Below are 19,684 nucleotides of genomic sequence, written 5' to 3' on the forward strand. Positions count from 1 at the left end.
CATAATCGCCCGGCGGCGTAGAACGAATGTCCCCAGAGCGGGGAGGAGAAAGAAGTGACTGATATCGTGACTGGCAAACCCGACACAATGGTCGCGGTACGAACCGTTTTCGGCATCGATTCCAGCCTGATGGTGCCCGCGTTCAGCGAGCGCGACGACCACGTGCCGGAAATCGACGAGGTTTACCGTTTCAATCCGGAGGTGACGCTGGCGATTCTGGCCGGCTTCAGCCGTGACCGCCGGGTGATGGTGCAGGGCTTGCACGGCACCGGGAAGTCGACCCATATCGAACAGGTGGCGGCGCGTCTCAACTGGCCATGCGTGCGCGTCAATCTCGACGGCCATATCAGCCGCCTCGACCTGGTCGGCAAAGACGCGATCGTGGTACGTGATGACCTGCAGGTCACTGAGTTTCAGGAGGGGATCGTGCCGTGGGCATTGCAGCGCCCGGTCGCCCTGATCTTCGACGAATACGATGCAGGGCGTCCGGATGTGATGTTCGTGATCCAGCGCATTCTCGAGCGCGACGGCAAGTTCACCTTGCTCGACCAGAATCGCGTGATTCATCCGCATCCATACTTCCGCATGTTCGCCACGACGAACACGGTGGGGTTGGGCAATCTGAACGGTTTGTACCACGGCACACAGGTGCTGAATCACGCGCAGATGGATCGCTGGAACGTGGTGGCCACGCTCAACTATCTGCCGCGCGCGGAAGAGGCCGGTATTGTGCTTGCGCGCGTACCGGAACTCGCCGACGAGGCGGGACGCGCGCTGATCGAATCGATGGTGAGCGTGGCGGAACTCACGCGCAAGGGCTTCGCGAGTGGCGATCTGTCGACGCTGATGTCGCCGCGCACAGTGATCAACTGGGCGGAGAACTGCCAGATCTTCCGCGATTCCGCGATGGCGTTTCGTCTGACTTTCCTGAACAAGTGTGATGAGGCTGAGCGGTCGATCGTGGCGGAGTATTTTCAGCGCTGCTTCGGCACTGAACTCGAGGCCGACGCCAACGCTGAAGGCCACGCAGCGGGCACCCGCTGATGACGTCGGACAGGCAGACGGCCTTAGGTCAATCGGACTCGTGCGACGCCGCACTGCGCCAGACGGCCCAGAACGAGGCACCTTTGCGGCAAGCGGACCCGAGCCACGTGCCCCCGAGCCAAGCGGCTCAAGACCAGCCGACTGAGCGCCAGGCGACCCTCCGCGCGGAACAGCGCGAGGCGCTCTGCGCAGCGACCGTGCGTGCCCTCACCGGCGACGCCACCTTGCACTACCGCGACGGCCGGTTGTGCCGCGACCTGCGGCCCTTGCCCTTGCACGCGCCGCATCTGCGCACCGACCCGCAGCAAGACGACTTCGCGTCCCTGCGCGGCGCCGCCGACGGCGCGGCCTTGCGACTCATGCACTCCGACGCGACCTTGCACAGTCGGCTTTGCCCAACCGATTCCGTCGAGCGCCTGGTGTTCGAACTGCTCGAACAGCTACGGTGCGAAACGCGGACGCCGCCCGGCATGCCGGGCCTGGTGCAGAATCTGCGCGAGCGTTTCGAGGCCTGGTCGCGGGCCTTCCATCACGCAGGGCTCGCTGAGGACCATCTCGGCATTCTGCTGTTCACGGTGGCGCAGATTGCGTGGTCGCGCCTGACCGGCTGGCCTGTGCTTGAACAGATCGAAGGCTTGATCGAAGCTACGCGTGCGGCCATCGTGCCGGCCCTGGGCGTATCGTTGGCGGGTTTGCGCCGGCATCGGGCCGAGCAGGGCGCGTTCGCTGTCCATGCGCTGGCGCTGGCGCGGTTGGTGGCAGAGATGATCCGTGCCGCCCGTGCGGACGCGCTGGACGATGCGCAAGACGACCCGCAGGAGGAGAGCGACGACAAAGCCCCACGCACGGCGTTCTCGCTCTGGTTCGATGTCGAGGACGACGAATACAAGGACATGGCCGTTGCGCTCACCGGCAGGAGCCGCGTGCTCGAAGCATCGGAGCAGGGCTATCGTGCGTACACCACGCGCTATGACCGCGAGCTTGTGGCCGGCACACTGGTCCGCAAAGCCTTGCTCGGCGAGTTTCGCGAACGGCTCGACGAGCGCGTCGCCGCACAGGGCATCAACGTGGCGCGGCTCGCGCACGCGCTGAAGGCAGCGCTGGCGATACGGCAACGCGATAGCTGGTCGTTCGGTGAAGAGCATGGCCGTATCGACGGCCGGCGTCTCGCGCAACTGGTCAGCTCTCCCGCTGAACGACGCCTGTTCCGGCTGGAACGAAACACGCTCATTGCCGACTGCGTGGTCGGCTTCCTGATCGATTGCTCGGGCTCGATGAAAGCGCATATCGAGCCGGTGGCGATCATGGTGGACATCCTCACCCGCGCGCTCGATCAGGCCGGCGTGACCACCGAGGTCCTGGGCTTTACCACCGGCGCCTGGAACGGCGGCCGGCCCCGGCTCGACTGGTTGGCGCAGGGGCGGCCTCATCATCCGGGCCGGCTCAACGAACTGTCTCACCTGGTGTTCAAGGACGCCGACCGGAGCTGGCGACGCGCCCGCGCCGACATTGCTGCGCTCTTCAAGGCGGACCTGTTTCGTGAGGGCGTGGATGGCGAAGCGGTCGACTGGGCCTGCGCGCGTCTGGTCGCCCGTCCTGAGGCGAGACGGATTCTGATCGTGATCTCGGATGGCAGCCCGATGGACAGCGCGACGGGCCAGGCCAACGACGCGTTCTACCTCGACAACCATCTCAAGAGCGTTGTCGCGCGCCATGAAGCCTCGCGCGACGTGGAGGTACTGGGCCTGGGTGTCGGGCTAGATCTCAGTCCGTATTACCGCCGTTGTCTCGCCGTGGACCTTTCCGTGCCGCCTGACATGAAGCTATTTGCGGAGATTGTCGGTTGGATCGGCGCACGCGGGCGGGCCGGCAAAGGGTAGCGGGTATCGCGGGCTTACGGCTTCACATCGCGGCTTCGCATCCACGGCTCCACGTGGATATTGCGGCGCCTGTCAAGGCGAGTTGGACCCGCATCTTCTCAGTGGTCATGATGCGTGGTGCGGAATGGCGTGCGCGGTCGCCGGCTCAGCCGCGGTTTGTGCCTGCACGGCCGTCACCGCGATCACGTAATAGATGTCGTCGGCGCTGCAGCCGCGCGAAAGATCGTTGGCCGGCTTTTTCAGGCCCTGCAGCAAGGGGCCGATTGCCTTCGCATCGCCAATCCGCTCAGCCAGCTTGTAGCCGATATTGCCGGCCTCCAGGCTGGGGAAAATCAGCACGTTGGCGTGCCCCTGCACCTGTGAATGATCGATTTTGCGCAGGGCGATTTCGGAGACGAGTGCCGCGTCAAGTTGCACGTCGCCGTCGATCGCCAGATGCGGGCGCGCGGCTCTCACCTGGCGCGTCGCTTCCACGACCTTGTCGACGGCCGCATGCCGGGCGCTGCCGCTGGTGGAGAATGACAGCATGGCCACGCGCGGCTCCTCCATCAGCAGGCTTTGCGCGCTGTCGGCGGCGGCCATCGCAATCTGGGCCAGCTCGCCGGCGTCGGGGTCCACCACCAGTCCGCAGTCGGAGAAAATCAGGCCGCCTTTGAGCGTGTGGAAGGGCTCGCACAGCATCATCAGAAAGAAGCTCGACACCAGTTTGAACGACGGATCGAGACCGATGATCTGGATCGCCGTGCGGACCACGTCGGCGGTCGTGTGGACGGAGCCGGCCACCGAGCCGTCGGCGTGACCGAGCCGCACCATCAGATTGGCAAAGCAGAGGGGCTTGAGGATTTCCTGCTTGGCTTCGTCCAGCGTCATGCCCTTCTTGCTGCGCAGTGCGAAGAGTGCCTCGGCAAACGAGGGGCCGAGCGGCGAGGTCGTGGGATCTACCCACTCCATGCCGGATAGTTCGATGTTTTGTTCAGCAGCCGCCGCGCGAATGCGCTCGTTCGGGCCGACCAGCACGATGCGGGCAATGCCCTCACGCGTGGCGCGTTGCGCGGCTTCCAGCATGCGGGGATCTTCCGCCTCGCAAAGCACGATGCGTCTCGGCGAAGTGCGGGCGCGCTCGATGATGCGGTTGATGGCTTTCATGGCACTGGGCGGCGGTCACGGTTGAAGAACGGGAACAGCAAACGAAAAAGGCCGGAAACGAAAAGGCCGGGAACGAAAGAAACCAGAAACAACCAGACCGGAAACGGCAGGGTAAATCCCGTCTTCGGCCTGCCGGACACGAGGCGATGTGCGCCTCGTGTCCAGACCTTCAGACAACGGATGGGTTAGACATAGTCCTTGTACTTGTCGAGCAAACGCACAGGCTTGGCCAGCGCATCGCGACGGAACGGGTCGCCGAGTTCGCGGGTGCACATGATCTCGATGATCGTGGTCTTGCCGTGGTTCATCTGCATATCGATCGCATGCTTGAGTGCAGGGCCAACGTCCTCGAGCCGGTCCACCGTGACACCCTCGGCGCCCATCGCGCGAGCAATGCCGGCAAAGCTCTGGTTATCGAGTTCTCCGGCGACGAAGCGACGGTTGTAGAAGTCGACCTGGTTTTTCTTCTCGGCGCCCCATTGCCGGTTGTGGAAGACCACGGCGGTGACCGGAATGTTGTGACGCACGCAGGTCATGGTCTCCATCAGGCTCATGCCCCACGCGCCGTCGCCGGCATAGGAGACAGCGGGACGATGCGGTGCTGCAACCTTGGCGCCGATGATGGTCGGGAACGCGTAGCCGCAGTTGCCCCAGCTCATCGCGGCGAAGAAGCTGCGCGGCTTGGTAAAGCGCAGGTAGCTGTTGGCCACGGAATTGATGTTGCCGATGTCGGTCGAGACCATCACGTCTTCCGGCATGGCCTTTTCGAGTTCGCGCAACACCTGGCGCGGGTGCAGATAATTGCCGCCGCCGGGCGTGCGCTCGTCTTTCTGCTCCTCGATCATGTCCATGCTGTAGGGGTCGCGCTCGTGGGTCCAGCTGTCGAGCTCTTTCTCCCATGCGGCCTTCTCGGCAGCGATCTGGCCGGCGCGCTCTTCAAGCGAGGCGTCGCAGACGAGCGTGCGACCGGCGAGGCGCTGCGTGAGTGCAACCGCGGCGGCTTTGGCGTCGCCGCAGATGCCCACGGAAATCTTCTTCACCAGACCGAGCATCTTGTGATCGGCATCGATCTGGATGATTTTGGCGTTCTGCGGCCAGTAGTCCATGCCGTGCTGCGGCAGCATGCCGAACGGTCCCAGACGCGAACCGAGTGCAACCACCACGTCGGCGCGCTGGATCAGCTTCATCGCCGCCTTGGAGCCCTGATAGCCGAGCGGGCCGCACCACAGCGGGTGGTCGGCGGGGAAGGAGTCGTTGTGCAGGTAGCTGTTGACGACCGGTGCGCCCAGCCGCTCGGCAAGCGCCTTGCACTCCTCGATCGCATCGGCCATGACCACGCCGCCGCCGGAGATGATGACGGGGAACTTGGCCTGAGCGAGCAGTTCGGCCGCTTCGTTCAGGCGTTGATCGCCGCCGGGGCCGCGGTCGAGGCGCTGCGGTTGCGGAATCTCGGCCTTGATCTGGCCGTAGAAGTAGTCGCGCGGAATATTGAGCTGGGTCGGGCCCATCTCGGCCATTGCACGGTCGAAGCAGCGGCCGGTGAATTCAGCCATGCGCGCAGGATGGGTGACGTGGCCCTGATACTTGGTGAACTCCTGGAACATCGGGAGTTGCTTCGCTTCCTGGAAACCGCCCAGGCCGATGCCCATAGTGCCCGCCTCGGGCGTGATCATGACCACGGGGCTGTGTGCCCAATAGGCCGCGGCGATGGCGGTCACGCAGTTGCTGATGCCGGGGCCGTTCTGGCCGATCACCACGCCGTGGCGGCCCGATACGCGGGCATAGCCGTCGGCCATGTGGCCGGCGCCCTGCTCGTGCACCACGGGGATAAGGCGGATGCCGGCGGGCGCGAAGATGTCCATGGCGTCCATGAAGGCCGAACCCATGATGCCGAACATATCGGTCACGCCGTTCGCGGCAAGGGTTTCGACGAAAGCTTCTGACGGGGTCATGGCCTGCGGGCCGCTGATGGGGGTGTGATCGCTCATGAGGGCTGTCTCCGATGTTTAGTAAAAATGGAACAAATCGTTCCGAAAAGTTGTTTTATAAAATGTAGAGCATGCACCTGAGGTGGTCAATAGGTGATGCGAAATAAACGGTGCAAATTGTCTCGAAAATTGATGAATGCGATGCTGGATGGAATGCGGGGAGAGCGGCTCAATCCCACGGCAGTGAATAGGTCTTCACATTGGTGAAGCTTTTCATCGCTTCCTGGACGCCTTCCTTGTAGCCGAGACCCGAATCCTTGATGCCGCCGAATGGCGTCAACTCGAGCCGGTAACCGGGTACCTCACGCACGTTCACACTGCCTACCTGCAGTTCGGCGATAAAGCGGGTGATGTAGTCGAGGCGATTCGTGCAGACCGAAGACGAGAGTCCGTAGTCAGTCGAATTGGAAATCCGGATCGCGTCGTCGATATCGCGAAAGCGGATCACCGGCGACACGGGGCCGAAGGTTTCGTATTTGACGAGCGGCATGTCCGGTCTCACATGATCGAGAACCGTCGGTGAATAGAGGGCGCCGTCGCGGAGATTGCCGAGCAGCAAGGTCGCGCCGCGGCTGACCGCATCGTTCACCTGTGCTTCGAAGAATTTCGCCGCCGTTTCGTCGATGACGGTGCCCATGTCGGTCGCCGGATCGGCGGGGTCTCCATAACGTATGGCCCGGGTCTTCTCCACGAGCAGTTCGACGAAACGGTCGGCCACCGCCTCGTGCACCAGAATTCGCTTGATCGCGGTACAACGCTGACCGGAGTTCTTGTAAGACCCGGAGACCGCGAGCGTGCTGGCTTCTTCCAGATCGGCGTCTTCCATCACGATGATCGGATCGTTGCCGCCGAGTTCGAGCACCGCGCGCCGATAGCCCATCTTGCTGGCGATAGTTTTGCCGATCTGTACGCCGCCCGTGAAGGTGATCAGATCGACGTGCTGGTTCGTGATCAGTTCGTCGGCGATGTCTTTCGGGTCGCCGGTGATGACCTGCAGCATTTCTTGCGGCAGGCCGGCTGCGTAGAAGATGTCCGCGAGCAGGAAGGTGGACAGCGGTACCTTTTCAGAGGGTTTGACGACGATGCGGTTGTTGGTCGCAATGGAGGGCACGATCTTGTGCGCGACCTGATTCATCGGATGGTTGAACGGAGTGATCGCGGAGATGACACCGAGCAACGGATCGCGCTGCGTGTAGACGCGGCGCTTCTTGCCGTGCGGCGTGAGATCGCAGGAAAACACCTGGCCGTCGTCCTTCAGCGCTTCGCTGGCGCCGAACGTCATCACGTCTGCGACGCGGCCCGCTTCGTACAGCGAATCCTTCTTGCACAGGCCGGATTCGGCGGTAATCAGACCGGCGATTTCTTCAGTACGCCGACGGACCATGTCCGCCGCGCGCAGCAGGATCTGTGAGCGCTCGTAACGCGTGAGCCGGGCCCGATACTGGTGGGCCCAGGTAAAGGCGTGCTGCACGTCGGCGAGCGTCGCCTTGGGCACCGTGCCGACCAGCTCGCCGGTATAGGGATTGAAGACTTCGATGATCTCCGCGCGCCGGACTTCTTCCCCGCCGATACGCAGCGCTTCATGACGAACCTGCGGCGATGGCCAGACTTTCGCGATCGAATTCATGCTGCACTCCAGCGATAACGGATAGCTGAAGTATTGCGGAGGGCACCGTCATCAGAGTAGTACCAGCCGCCGCCAATCGCTGAGTCCACGCCGGCGTGGGGCGCTGCGCACGGTGCCATGAGGCGCAAGCGGCCGCTACCGGGCCGCTATGGGGCACTCGTGGGTCACTATGGCGGCACTATGGGCCGCGCTGAAACGATCGCACTCGCCGGATCACACCCGGCCTTTCCACGGCACCAGCACGCGCTCGAGGTGGCGCATCAGCAGGTCAAAGCACAGGGCAAAGAAGCCAATGACGATAATGCCCATGATCACCACGTCGCTGGCGAGGAACTCTGCCGCGTTGAGCACCATGAAGCCGAGGCCACTCGTCGAGGCCACCATTTCCGCGGCGACCAGTGTCGTCCAGCCGACGCCGATGCCGATCCGCATACCCGTAAAAATCTCCGGCAGCGCGGATTTCAGAATCACATACAACACGACCTGCGTGCGCGAGGCGCCCATCGAATAGGCCGCATGAATCTGCTCGATCGACACGGAACGCACGCCGGATCGCGCGGCGATGGCAAGCGGCGCGAAGATGGCCAGGTAGATGAGAAAGACTTTGGAGAATTCACCAATGCCGAACCAGATGATGATAAGCGGCAAATAAGCGAGCGGCGGAAGCGGCCGATAGAACTCGATGGGCGGATCGAATATCCCACGTGCAAAGCGCGACACACCCATCATCACGCCGATTGGAATCGCGGTCACGCAGGCGAGCGCGAAGGCGCCGAACACGCGCAGCAAGCTGATGCCGGCGTGCTGCGCGAGCGTGGAATTGGCGAAACCTTCCGTGGCGACAAATACGAACTTTGCATACACCGCCTGTGGCGACGGTAGAAAGAGCGGTTTGATCCAGTGCAGGTTCGTCGTGACAAACCACAGCCCGATGAATAGGGCGACCGTCACGAGGCTCGTGACGACGCTGCTGCCCTGGCCAGGCACGCCGAATGTGTCGCCTGGCCTTGCGGGTTTCTTGGCGAGAATGCGTGGACGTCGACCGGGTGTGCGCGGTGGCTCCATCGGCGAGTCGGATCCGAGCGAGGTCTGCTGGCCGTGCGCCAGGGCATGGGCCCGTTTTGAACTAAACATGTGTCACCTCGGCTTCGGCGCTGTGCATTTTCTCGTCGCCGTAAATGATGCTGAGCACGCGTTCGCGCATTTCGATGAAATCGGGACTCGATTTGATGGCGCGCGCGTCGCGAGTTTCGAGAAAGCGTCGATTGAAATCCAGCTCATAGGTGTGAGTGATGCGCCCCGGGCGCGGCGACATCACGATCAGGTGGCTGGCCAGAAAGAGCGCCTCCTCGACGCTGTGCGTGATGAAGAAGAACATCTTGCTGGTCTTGGTCCAGACGTCGAGCAGCAGTTCCTGAATCGTTTCGCGGGTCAGCGCATCGAGCGCGGCCATCGGCTCGTCCATTAGCAGCATGGCGGGGTCGCAGGTCAGCGCGCGGGCAATGCCGACACGCTGCTGCATTCCGCCAGAGAGCTGATAGATCATGTGTTTGTGAAAGTCCTGCAAGCCGACCAGCGCCAGATTGCGCGCGGCGATCTCGCGCCGCTGCGCTTTGCGCACGCCCTGAAGCTTCAGGCCGAACTCGGCATTGTCGATCACGTTGAGCCACGGCAACAGGGCGTGCTTCTGGAACACGACGCCACGGTCCGAACCCGGTCCCGCGATCGGTGTGCCGCCGAGCAGCAACTCGCCGCTGGTCGGTGCAATGAAGCCCGCCATAAGCGAGAGCAAGGTGGTCTTGCCACAACCTGAGGCACCGAGCGCGACGACGAAGTCGCCGGAGTTGACCGTCAGATTGATGTTGTCGAGCGCGTGCACCGTCTGGCCCGGCTTGCGCCCTGGAAAGACCACGCTCACATTCTTGACTCTCATGCTTTCCATGTTGCCTCCTGATTCGACGGAACCGGCCTACGTCATTTGAGTTTCATTGCCGCTTCGGCGTATGCCGGGGTCACGAACTTCGAGTAATCAGGCAACACCGCGCTGATCTGTTTCTGATCCTTCAGGAAGTTCGCCGTGTCCTTCAGTGCGAAGGTCGCGCGGCCCGCGCTGCCGCCGCCCAGCCATTGCGATGAGGCCTGCTCCTGGATCGTCGGGAACGCATAAAGCGAGAGCGACTCGGGCACATCCGCCGCCGAGCCGCCGATCATCTTGGCAATGGCTGCGGCCTGTGGCGAGGTGGCATTCCATTGCGCCGTATTCTTGCGGTACTGTTCGTCTGCATCGGCGATGGCTTTCACGAGTTTTGCCATGAAGTCCTTATGCGCCTCGCCCCATTGGCGATCGACGGCGATCCCGTCGAATGTCGGTTTGCCGAGTTTCGACAGGTCGCCGGAGGTAATCAGGACCTTGCCGCTCTTTTTCAATTGCGCAAGCGCCGGATCCCAGACATAGGCGGCGTCGATATCGCCGCGCTCCCATGCCGCGACCAGCTGATTCGGCTGCATGTTGAGGATCTTCACTTCCGACGGATTGATGCCCCAATGCTGCAGCGCGAACATGGTGTGATAGTGCGTGGTCGAGACGAACGGCACGCCGATTGTTTTACCCTTCAGATCGGACGGTTTGGTGATCCCGGAGCCATTGCGCACCACCATGGCTTCGGCCTGGTTGATGTTGTCCAGAATCCAGAAGAGCTGCAGATCGAGCCCCTGGCTGACCGCCGCGGCGAGCGGGCTCGAGCCGATCACGCCGACCTTCACGTCGCCCGAGGCCATGGCGGTCGCGACTTTCGCGCCGGATTCGAATTGCCGCCAGTTGATCTTGTAGCCCGTCTCTTTCTCGATGGAGCCGTTGGCGATCGCGACGACCCATGGGTCGACAATCTGCTGATAGGCTATCGTGACCTCCTTGTCCTGCGCGTAGCCGGGTTGCGCCGCCATGCAGGCGAGCGCAGCGAACGCCGCCACCGTCATGCGGCGTGTCAAAGCGCCGAACCAGCGGGACAACTTCGGTTGTTTGTCGCTTTTCATTGTAGGTCTCCAGAATGGCCTTGTGGGTACGCGAGTACACGTGAATCCAACGCCCGCCGACGGGGGCTTGTCCCAATCGTCGACAATGGGGTGATGCGAGTATCGTCAGTAAAAAATAATGCGGGTTAGGGCCAGACGTGGCTGATCGTTGAGTCCACACCGCTGCACCAGAGTGGGCTGTCGCGCCGGTCTCGCCGGCAACCGCCCCGGGGAGGCTGGCAGGCGTTTTTTTGCGCGTCCACAATGCCGGTGTCCGCCTTTGTGCGGGCGGGCTCCGCCTACAACAATCAGGAGAAAGCATGGCAAGTCGCACCTCGGTGGCTCTTTGGAGCCAGCGATTCCAGCGGTCACCCGAGTCGAATATGAGCCTCCAGGGCCAGATTCGCCAGATGCTGGTGGCCGCGATTCTGGACGGCCAGCTACTGCCGCATCACGCGTTGCCATCGAGCCGCGAGCTGGCCGACCAGTTGAGCGTCGCTCGCAATACGGTCGTGCTCGCTTATCAGCAGTTGGTGGAGGAGGGCTATCTGATCTCGCGCGAGCGCAGCGGGCATTTCGTCAATCCGGCCATCCTCGAAGGGCGGCACGCATTTTCGCCGCTGCAAACAGTTCCGACGCAAGCCGCCAACGAAGCACTCGCGCGGCCGGACTGGGACCAGCGGGTCAGAAGAAGGCCCTCGTCGCAACGCAACATCGTCAAGCCGGGTAACTGGCTGAGCTACGAATACCCCTTTATCTACGGACAGTTTGACCAGTCGCTGTTTCCAACCAACGACTGGCGCGAATGCTGCATGAAAGCGCTGTCGGTCATGGAGATTCGCAATTGGGCGCCGGACCTGATCGAGCGCGACGACGATACGCTGATCCAGCAGATCCGCACACGCGTGCTGCCGCGGCGCGGTGTATTCGCCATGCCGGACGAAATCGTCGTGACGATTGGCTGTCAGCAGGCGCTTTATCTGATCGCGGACCTGCTGGCGAGCGAGCGGACCACGATCGGCTTTGAAAACCCCGGTTATCCGGATGCCCGCAATATCTTCGAGAACCGCAATGCGCGGCTGCAGCCGCTGCCTGTCGATGGCGGCGGTGTGCGCCCCGTCGAGGACGCCGATCTGCTCGCGCAATGCGATTACGTCTACGTAACGCCCAGCCACCAGTGCCCGACCACGGCCACCATGCCGATCGAGCGGCGCCATGCGCTGCTGGAACAGGCGCAGGCCCATGACTTCGTCCTGATCGAAGACGACTACGAGAGCGAAAACAACTTCTCAGGCACACCGCACCCGGCGTTGAAGAGCCTCGATACCGCAGACCGGGTGATCTATATCGGCAGTCTGTCGAAGACCTTTGCGCCAGGGCTGCGGCTGGGTTATATCGTCGGGCCGCGTGAACTGGTCCGCGAACTGCGCGCGCTGCGGCGCCTGATGGTGCGCCACCCTGCAGCGTATATTCAGCGCGCCTTTGCCACCTTTCTGGCGCTCGGGCACCACGATGCACTGCTGCGGCGGCTCGCCCACGCCTATCGGGAGCGCGCGCAGGCGTTGATGGCTGCGCTCGACACACATCTTCCCGAAGCGCGCTATTTGCCGGTGGGGGGCGGCGCGTCGTGCTGGGTCGAGGGGCCACCGTGGCTCGATGCGACACGCCTCGCCGCGGATGCACAGGCGCATGGCATTCTGATCGAACTGGGGCGGGTCTTTTTCATGACCGGACTGGAGCAGAATCACTGCTTCCGGATGGGCTTTTCGGCCATCAAGCTCGAAAAGATCGATGAGGGCGTGCGCCTGCTCGCGGAGCTCGTGCGCGCGCAGCAGCCCGTGGATTAGGCGGCGGACTAAGCAACGCCGCAAGCGATGGCAGAAGCGCTAGCAGAAGCGGTGCCGCAAGCGACGGCACAAACGACGGCACAAGCGACCGCCAAAGCGCGCTAGAAGGTTTTGGCGAGTTGTCGAGCGGCTTCCTGCAGGCGTGGCACGAACTCGAGGGCGCGCGACAGCGGCGCACGCGAGACCGGCGCGTGAACGGCGATCGCCGCGATACACGTGTTGCTCTCATCCATCACCGGCGCGGCCACGCACGCAATGCCGGCGACAAATTCCTCGTTGTCGATGGCGATGCGCTTGTGCGCGGTGCGGTCGAGTTCCGCTTCGAGCAGTTCGGGATCGGTGATGGTATTCGGCGTGAAGCGTTCGAGCTTCAGCGTGCGGACGAGGGCGGCGCGTTGTTCGCGCGGCAGCATGGCCAGCAGCAGTTTGCCGCTCGCGCTGCAATGCGCCGGCACGTGCGAGCCGGGCTTGAGATCGAGCCGCAACGGCCAGGGCGCTTCGAGTCTGTCGAGATACAGCACCTCGGTTTCGTGCAGCATCGTGAGGTTGCAGGTCTCGCCGAGATCGGCGACCAGGTGGGCCAGGATCGCATGCCGCAACCGGCGGGCACCGGAATGCATCATGACGCCAAGACCGAGTTGCGCGAGGCGAGGGCCGATCACGTAAGCGTTTTTCTGTCCCGGCTCGCGGATCACGAGACCACCCGCTTCGAGCGAAGCCAGCATGCGGTGCAGCGAAGCCTTCGGCAGGTCGACGTCCTGGGCAATGTCGGCAAGCGACACCGGCCCTTCGGCGCGCACGAGATGTTCCAGCAGGGCGAACGCGCGCAGGGTAGGAGTATCCACTTTAGTCATGTGTGCCGTTCCGGAAAATGGACCGGCATCATTGTAACGCGCGCCTTTGTTGACAGCGGTTTTCGCGGGTTTATGGTGGTTTAAGAGCGCGATTTAAGCGGCGATCATCCCGTTTTTCGGAATGCGGTCCAACGCTGCCTCACGGGAACGCGAATGCCCGTTCGAACTGATGGCGGACCTGTTTTTGACCCGCGTCCTGGGGCCACCGCTCGTTTTTTGCCTGGACTATTGCCGGAACGTTTTGGCGGTCTCCTCGGCAGCCAGACGCAGATCGGGCAGGAAGGCCAGCAGGTCGTCGAGTGCGACCCGCCCAACCGGCGCCTGCACGGCGATGGCCGCGCAGGCGCGATTGCGATCCAGCATGACCGGCACCGCGATTGCGATGAGTCCCTGCAAATGCTCCTGATTATTGATGGCGAGCTGGCGACGCCGCGTCGCGGTCAATTCCTTGCGTAATTCGCCACGATCCGTAATTGTCCGCTCGGAAAAAGCACGCAGCGGCAAGGTTTCGATGACCCGTTCGCGCCTTTCCTTCGGAAGAAAGCTGAGCAACAGCTTGCCGCTCGCCGAGCAGTGCAGCGGCACATGCGAGCCGGGTTGCAGGTGCATGCGCAGCGGCCACTCGGTTTCCACCCGGTCGACATAGACCACGTCGTTGCCGGCCAGCATTGTCAGATTGCAGGTCTCGCCGATTTTGGCCACCAGTTGTTCAAGCAGCACGTGCCGGGCAGCGGCCGGGCCGGCATGCATCAGCACATTGACCGCCAGCATGCGCACGCGCGGTGAACACTCGTAGAGCCGGTCGCCGGCGCTGCGCGTGACAAGCCACGCATCCATCAACTGCACCAGGATGCGATGCACCGTCTGCTTGGGCAATTCGAGGGCATGGACGAGATCCGTCATCGAAAGCGGGCCGCTTGCCTCGGCCAACGTTTCAAGTACGCGAAATGCACGCACGGCCGCCGCATTCGATTGATTCGAAGTCGACACACTGTCTCCTCAATGTCGTAGTTATAAGTTGGATTGTGCATCGGTCTGTTTAGTTTTCGGGACTATGGAAAGTCCCGAATTTCGCACTTTTCGATTCTCGCCGGTTCAGCGCAAGGGATAGTTCAAAAAACGGGACTCCGAAACAGGCACGGCTCACTAGATTGGTACCAACGCCAATCTTTTCAGTCCGGAGTGAACCGTATGAATGTTAGGGCCACAGAAGCGGAAGCTACGCACGCGAGCACACAGAATGAAGTCGAACGCGTCGTTGCGTCGATAGTTGCGCGTGCGCGCGCCGCGCAAAGCGGATTCGAGTTTGCGGGACAGGACATGCTCGATGCCGCCGCCGACGCCGCGGCGTGGGCGATCATGGAGCCCGCGCGCAACCGGCAGCTTGCCGAGCTGGCCGTGCGCGACACCGGTCTCGGCAACGCGGACGACAAGTTTCGCAAGAACTATCGTAAGACACTCGGGCTGTTGCGCGATCTGCGCGGGCAGAAGACCACGGGGGTGATCGAGCGCAACGACGCCACTGGCATTGTCGAGATCGCGCGGTCGGTCGGCTTGGTGGCTGCGATCACGCCGTCTACCAATCCGGCGGCCACGCCGATCAACAAGATCGTCAACGCCCTCAAATGCGGCAATGCCGTCATCGTGGCGCCTTCTCCCAAGGGCTATTCGTCGTGCGCGCTGCTGATTGAGTTTATCCACGCGCAATTCGCCAAAGTCGGACTCGCGCCCGACCTCGTGCAGATGCTGCCTGCGCCGATCAGCAAGGCGGCCACCGCTGAACTGATGCGGCAGTGCGATCTGGTCGTCGCGACCGGGTCGCAGGCGAATGTGCGGATGGCTTACGCAAGCGGCACGCCCGCGTTCGGCGTGGGCGCGGGGAACGTTGCTTCGATCGTTACCGCGTCCGCCGATTTGAACGATGCAGCGCACAAGATTGCACGCTCGAAAACGTTCGACAACGCGACGAGCTGTTCATCGGAAAACAGCGTTGTTATCGAAGGGGCGGTGTACGCAGACATGCTGGCGGAACTGACCACCTGCGGTGGCGTAATGCTCGACGCCGAGCAAAAGGCGCGACTGCAGGCCGTCCTGTGGTCGAACGGCAAGCTGTCGGCACACTGCACTGCGCGCTCGGCCGCGTCGATTGCACGTGCCGCGGGCCTCGACGACATTGCCGCCCGTGAGCCCGCGTTTCTGATGGTGGAGGAAACCCGCTTCGGTGCCGACTACCCGTTCTCGGGTGAGAAGCTCGCACCGGTACTAACCGTTTATCGCGCGGAAACTTCCGATGCCGCTTCCGACATCGTGCGCAGTATCTACGCGTACATGGGAGCAGGGCACTCGGTCGGCCTGCATTCCACCGACTCGGGCCAGGCGGTGCAGCTCGGTTCGACGCTGCCGGTTGCGCGCGTAATCGTGAATCAGGCACATTGCCTCGCGACCGGCGGCAACTTCGATAACGGCTTGCCCTTCTCGCTCTCGATGGGATGCGGAACGTGGGGTCGCAACAATTTCTCGAGCAATCTCAACTTTCACCACTACCTGAATATCACGCGCGTGGCCTTCCCGATCGAAGAGCGCGTCCCTGAACTGGACGACGTACTCGGGGATTTCTTCGGGAGGTATGGCAAATGAAGACGCCGCATACGATCCGCGCGCTGATCGATGCGCGTGCTGCACAGTATCCTGACAAGCCGTTCCTGCTGACGGCTCCTGACTGCGATGAAGGCGGTGATTCTACTGCGCGTGCCGACGCGCTGACCTTCGCGGCGCTGCGCGACGACTGCCGCGCGCTTGAGACGGTCTTTCACGAAGCAGGCTTGCAGGCCGGCGATGTTGTTTCGGTCTTCATGGGCAACGGTATCCATACAGCGAGGCTGTTGCTTGCTGCCATGTACAGCGGGCTTGTCGCCAACCCACTCAATCTGTTGTGCCAGCCGTCGCAGTTGCGCTACATCGTGGAGCATTCGGACACGCGCATGGTCTTCGCTTGCGCCGATACGTACGCGGCTATGTCGAGCGCGATCGCCGGATTACGTGAGCAAGGCATCACCCGCACGGTTGCGCTGATTCGTACAGAACCCAATGCGGCCGTTGCGTCTGTACTGGCTTCTGTGCCGGCTTTTGTTGAATCCGCGCTGGTGGAAACGGCAGGTGTGGCTGCCGCGCAGGCGGAATCGGCAAATGATTCGCGCTATGCACCGCCTGTCACCGCCTGGGATTCCAAAGCGTCACCAACCGGCGAGCCGGACGCAAGCGACGTCGCGCTGCTGATGTACACATCCGGCACTACGGGTGCACCGAAAGGCGTCCTGCTGGACCATCGGAACCTGCTTGCCAATGCGCGCAACATCTCGCACGAACACCGGCTCGGCACCAGCGACCGGGTCTTCGCCGCATTGCCGCTTTATCACATCAACGGTCTCGTCGTGACGCTGCTTGCACCGCTCTTTCATGGCGGATCGGTCGTCATGACACCGCGTTTTTCCGCTCGCACTTACTGGCGCGATGTCGCGCGGCACGGTTGTACGTGGATCAACGTAGTGCCGACGATCGTCGCCTATCTGCTTAACAACGACGAAGCGTGCACGTTCGACCTGTCCGCGTTGAGGTTTTGCCGCAGCGCGTCGGCGGCGCTGCCCGTTGATCATCACCGCGCATTCGAGGCGCGCTTTGGCGTCGGCATCATCGAGACGATGGGTATGACCGAAACCGCCGCACCCGTGTTCAGCAATCCGTACGATTCGGAGAGCAGAAGAATCGGCAGTATCGGCCTGCCTTCGGGGAGTGAAGCGAAGGTGATCGATCGTGACGGCCGTGAGTGCGCGCCCAACGAGTGCGGCGAACTGGTGTTGCGTGGCGAACAGGTCATGCGCGGCTATTACAAGCGCGCTGAGGAAACGCGCGCGGCCTTCACCGCCGACGGCTGGCTGCGCACCGGCGACCTCGGTTATCGCGACAGCGACGGTTACTTCTATATCAATGGCCGCGCGAAGGAATTGATCATCAAGGGTGGCGAAAACATCGCCCCGCGCGAGATCGATGAAGTGCTGCTTAAACACCCCGGTGTACTGGATGCGGCGGCGGTAGGTGTGCCGGATGCCGCTTACGGGCAGGAGATCGTCGCCTTCATTGTGCCTCGTGTGGCGCACGGGCAGGGCGCGCTCGACATAGCGGATCTGCATGAGCACTGTCTGCGCGAACTGGGCCGCTACAAGACGCCGAAGGAGTTTCGCTTCGTCGCGGAACTGCCTCGTGGACCCTCAGGCAAGGTGCAGCGCCTGAAGCTCGTGCCCACCTGACGGCAGCACGTATCGGCGTGGCCGGATCGCGCCGGCAGGGTCAGGAGGGCGCGATCCGGCGCGCACGCGACTCGACGCAGTACCGACGTACGGATCGAACGACTACAGGCGCCTCTGGCGTCACATAAGAGAGACAGGAGACAGCATGCAAACGCACAAGCGGCGTGTGAAGACGCGCCACATTATCCTGGCCGTCATGTGTCTGATGTATTTCATCTCGTACATCGACCGTGTGAATATTGCCGTGGCCGGCCCTATCATCCGGCACGAAATGGGGCTGACCACGGTCCAGCTCGGCCTCGTGTTCTCGGCCTTCGCCTATCCGTATGCGTTCATGCAGGTCATCGGTGGCTGGCTGTCCGACAAATACGGACCTAAGCTCGTGCTCACTGTGCTGTCGCTGATCTGGGGGGCGGCGACGCTCGCCACCGGATTCGCCGGCAGTGTCGCGATGCTGGTCGCACTGAGGTTCGCGCTCGGAATCGGTGAGGGCGGCGCGTTCCCGACGGCCACGCGCGCATTTACCTACTGGATGCCGGTGGCGGAGCGTGGTTTCGCTCAAGGCATCACTCATAGCTTCGCCCGCCTCGGCGGCGCGGTGACGCCACCGCTCGTGCTCGCGGTGGTGGTGACGGGCGGCTGGCGCGACGCGTTCATTCTGCTCGGCGTGGCGAGTCTCGCGTGGACGGTGCTGTACCTCTGCGTCTTTACGAACTCCCCGGAGCAGAACCGGCGCGTGACGCCCGAGGAAACGGCGGAGATCGGCTATCGTGCCGGCGACTGCGAACGCGCCAAGCGTGCGGCCACGCCGTGGCGCAAACTGATGCGCCGCATGTGGCTCGTCACGTTCGTCGACTTCTGTTATGGCTGGTTGCTATGGGTCTATCTGACCTGGCTGCCTTCGTACCTGAAGGAAGCACGCGGCTTCGATCTCAAGCAGTTGGCACTGTTCACGGCGTTGCCGCTGCTCGCGGGCGTGATTGGCGATACCCTGGGCGGCGTGGTCTCGGACCGGCTTTACAAGCGCACCGGCCGACTGCGCTTTGCGCGCTGTGCCGTACTGGTGGTGGGCATGGGCGGCTCGCTCGCGTTCCTGCTGCCGATGGTGTCCGCGACCAATCCATTGATGGCGGTGGTGTTCCTGTCGGCGTCGTTCTTCTTTCTCGAGATCACGAATCCGGTGTTATGGACCTTGCCGCTCGACATCGGCGGTCGCTACGCGGGTACGGCGGGCGGCATGATGAACACGGGCTTCGGCGTCGCCGGCATGATATCGCCCGTGGTGTTCGGTTATCTGATCGAGACAACCGGCAGTTACAACGTGCCGTTTACGATTTCCGCATGTTTGCTGGGGGTGGGGATCGTGGCCGCACTTTTCATCGATCCGGCCAGAACGGTCGAGGCCGACGAGGAGCGCGAGCGGCTTGAAGGCGGACAGATGGACGGCATGCCAGCGTTTGTCCCGGTGAGCGCCGCAGTGCGGCTGGAGCGGCACCATCTGCGCCGTCCGTTGCGCTGGCGCAGATAGGGCGTGCTTTAGGGGCGGGGGCGGCAGGCGTCCGCTCCGCTCCGCTCGCTCGTTCGTGGCTCTCTTTAGCCGGTGGCGCTGATAGTTCCGGATGGACGAAATCTGGTCTGAGATGACGGGCTAATTTGTTGATGAAACGGGACTTGTTCTCCGTCTACGGTTTGTCCACGTAGCAAATAAAGTTGGCCCAGGGTTGCAGGCGGTCTTTTGCCGGCTTGCAAACAAGAACTGGGCCGGCTCGCCAACAGTGTATTTCGCGGCAAAAACTGGTTCATTCGGCGGCGCTTGCACAGAGCGCTGATGGTCGTTCGCCGTTTTGACGCCAGGTAAGTGAGGCCACCTCGGCCCACGCGACCCCGGCAGTTTCTTCCCCCTTGCCCCTCATCTATTTCGCCTCCGAGCGCTGACCAATGGCGCGCGCCCCTCGCGTAAACCCCGGGCCAATTTCACCTTG

14 protein-coding genes are annotated in these 19,684 nt (G+C 62.7%); 6 read left to right on the forward strand and 8 right to left on the reverse strand.

Features of this window, described 5'->3' with window-relative positions; translation table 11 throughout:
• The first annotated feature begins 54 nt into the window (after nt 1–54).
• Nucleotides 55–1,044, forward strand: coding sequence for an AAA family ATPase (locus ACUN0E_RS11540; protein WP_445566651.1), 990 nt, complete (start codon nt 55–57; stop codon nt 1,042–1,044).
• A 107-nt stretch (nt 1,045–1,151) separates the two neighbouring features.
• On the forward strand, nt 1,152–2,924 hold the full coding sequence (locus tag ACUN0E_RS11545) for a cobaltochelatase CobT-related protein (RefSeq protein ID WP_445566652.1): 1,773 nt from the start codon (nt 1,152–1,154) through the stop codon (nt 2,922–2,924).
• Nucleotides 2,925–3,029: 105 nt separating this feature from the next.
• Here ACUN0E_RS11545 and pta read toward each other — a convergent pair whose 3' ends face one another.
• The 6 genes from pta to tauA all read right to left on the reverse strand — a co-directional run bounded on the left by pta (nt 3,030) and on the right by tauA (nt 10,718).
• A complete protein-coding gene (pta, locus tag ACUN0E_RS11550) occupies nt 3,030–4,070 on the reverse strand; it encodes a phosphate acetyltransferase (protein WP_408391373.1) in 1,041 nt (346 codons plus the stop codon).
• A 185-nt stretch (nt 4,071–4,255) separates the two neighbouring features.
• Nucleotides 4,256–6,058 carry a sulfoacetaldehyde acetyltransferase gene (xsc, locus tag ACUN0E_RS11555; RefSeq protein WP_445566653.1) on the reverse strand — a complete coding sequence of 601 codons (1,803 nt, stop codon included), beginning with the start codon at nt 6,056–6,058 and terminating at the stop codon, nt 4,256–4,258.
• A 169-nt stretch (nt 6,059–6,227) separates the two neighbouring features.
• Nucleotides 6,228–7,685 carry a phosphonoacetaldehyde dehydrogenase gene (gene phnY, locus ACUN0E_RS11560; protein WP_445566654.1) on the reverse strand — a complete coding sequence of 486 codons (1,458 nt, stop codon included), beginning with the start codon at nt 7,683–7,685 and terminating at the stop codon, nt 6,228–6,230.
• A gap of 213 nt (nt 7,686–7,898) precedes the next feature.
• Complete coding sequence (locus ACUN0E_RS11565) at nt 7,899–8,819, reverse strand: ABC transporter permease subunit (RefSeq protein ID WP_445566655.1); 921 nt, start codon at nt 8,817–8,819, stop codon at nt 7,899–7,901.
• Entirely contained in the window at nt 8,812–9,627 is an 816-nt protein-coding gene (locus ACUN0E_RS11570; protein WP_408235651.1) for a taurine ABC transporter ATP-binding protein, read from the reverse strand. Before ACUN0E_RS11570 ends, ACUN0E_RS11565 begins: the two co-directional genes overlap by 8 nt.
• Before the next feature lie 32 nt (nt 9,628–9,659).
• Nucleotides 9,660–10,718 (reverse strand): taurine ABC transporter substrate-binding protein, encoded by a 1,059-nt coding sequence (gene tauA / locus ACUN0E_RS11575; RefSeq protein WP_445566656.1) that lies wholly within the window; start codon nt 10,716–10,718, stop codon nt 9,660–9,662.
• 299 nt (nt 10,719–11,017) lie between these two features.
• On the opposite strand from tauA, the gene pdxR reads away from it, so the two are divergent.
• The gene (gene pdxR / locus ACUN0E_RS11580) at nt 11,018–12,544 is read left to right on the forward strand and encodes a MocR-like pyridoxine biosynthesis transcription factor PdxR (RefSeq protein WP_445566657.1); all 1,527 of its coding nucleotides are present in this window, start codon (nt 11,018–11,020) and stop codon (nt 12,542–12,544) included.
• Nucleotides 12,545–12,645: 101 nt separating this feature from the next.
• On the opposite strand, the gene ACUN0E_RS11585 is transcribed toward pdxR, so the two are convergent.
• Nucleotides 12,646–13,398, reverse strand: coding sequence for an IclR family transcriptional regulator (locus ACUN0E_RS11585; protein ID WP_408235642.1), 753 nt, complete (start codon nt 13,396–13,398; stop codon nt 12,646–12,648).
• Between the two features lie 225 nt (nt 13,399–13,623).
• Nucleotides 13,624–14,388 carry an IclR family transcriptional regulator gene (locus ACUN0E_RS11590; protein ID WP_445566658.1) on the reverse strand — a complete coding sequence of 255 codons (765 nt, stop codon included), beginning with the start codon at nt 14,386–14,388 and terminating at the stop codon, nt 13,624–13,626.
• Between the two features lie 201 nt (nt 14,389–14,589).
• On the opposite strand from ACUN0E_RS11590, the gene sauS reads away from it, so the two are divergent.
• From sauS to ACUN0E_RS11605, 3 genes are all read left to right on the forward strand, one after another.
• Nucleotides 14,590–16,035 (forward strand): acylating sulfoacetaldehyde dehydrogenase, encoded by a 1,446-nt coding sequence (sauS, locus tag ACUN0E_RS11595; RefSeq protein WP_445566659.1) that lies wholly within the window; start codon nt 14,590–14,592, stop codon nt 16,033–16,035.
• A complete protein-coding gene (locus ACUN0E_RS11600; protein ID WP_445566660.1) occupies nt 16,032–17,702 on the forward strand; it encodes an AMP-binding protein in 1,671 nt (556 codons plus the stop codon). Before sauS ends, ACUN0E_RS11600 begins: the two co-directional genes overlap by 4 nt.
• Before the next feature lie 145 nt (nt 17,703–17,847).
• Nucleotides 17,848–19,230 carry an MFS transporter gene (locus ACUN0E_RS11605; RefSeq protein WP_408391385.1) on the forward strand — a complete coding sequence of 461 codons (1,383 nt, stop codon included), beginning with the start codon at nt 17,848–17,850 and terminating at the stop codon, nt 19,228–19,230.
• The last annotated feature ends 454 nt before the right edge of the window (nt 19,231–19,684 follow it).

Source organism: Paraburkholderia sp. D1E (assembly GCF_052682275.1).

Excerpts from the sequence above, each read along its gene's own strand:
- ACUN0E_RS11600 (WP_445566660.1), top strand. The coding sequence starts at position 16,032 with ATGAAGACGCCGCATACGATCCGCGCGCTGATCGATGCGCGTGCTGCA.
- sauS (WP_445566659.1), top strand. The coding sequence starts at position 14,590 with ATGAATGTTAGGGCCACAGAAGCGGAAGCTACGCACGCGAGCACACAG.
- tauA (WP_445566656.1), bottom strand. The coding sequence starts at position 10,718 with ATGAAAAGCGACAAACAACCGAAGTTGTCCCGCTGGTTCGGCGCTTTG.
- xsc (WP_445566653.1), bottom strand. The coding sequence starts at position 6,058 with ATGAGCGATCACACCCCCATCAGCGGCCCGCAGGCCATGACCCCGTCA.
- pdxR (WP_445566657.1), top strand. The coding sequence starts at position 11,018 with ATGGCAAGTCGCACCTCGGTGGCTCTTTGGAGCCAGCGATTCCAGCGG.
- phnY (WP_445566654.1), bottom strand. The coding sequence starts at position 7,685 with ATGAATTCGATCGCGAAAGTCTGGCCATCGCCGCAGGTTCGTCATGAA.
- ACUN0E_RS11570 (WP_408235651.1), bottom strand. The coding sequence starts at position 9,627 with ATGGAAAGCATGAGAGTCAAGAATGTGAGCGTGGTCTTTCCAGGGCGC.
- ACUN0E_RS11605 (WP_408391385.1), top strand. The coding sequence starts at position 17,848 with ATGCAAACGCACAAGCGGCGTGTGAAGACGCGCCACATTATCCTGGCC.
- ACUN0E_RS11565 (WP_445566655.1), bottom strand. The coding sequence starts at position 8,819 with ATGTTTAGTTCAAAACGGGCCCATGCCCTGGCGCACGGCCAGCAGACC.
- ACUN0E_RS11585 (WP_408235642.1), bottom strand. The coding sequence starts at position 13,398 with ATGACTAAAGTGGATACTCCTACCCTGCGCGCGTTCGCCCTGCTGGAA.
- pta (WP_408391373.1), bottom strand. The coding sequence starts at position 4,070 with ATGAAAGCCATCAACCGCATCATCGAGCGCGCCCGCACTTCGCCGAGA.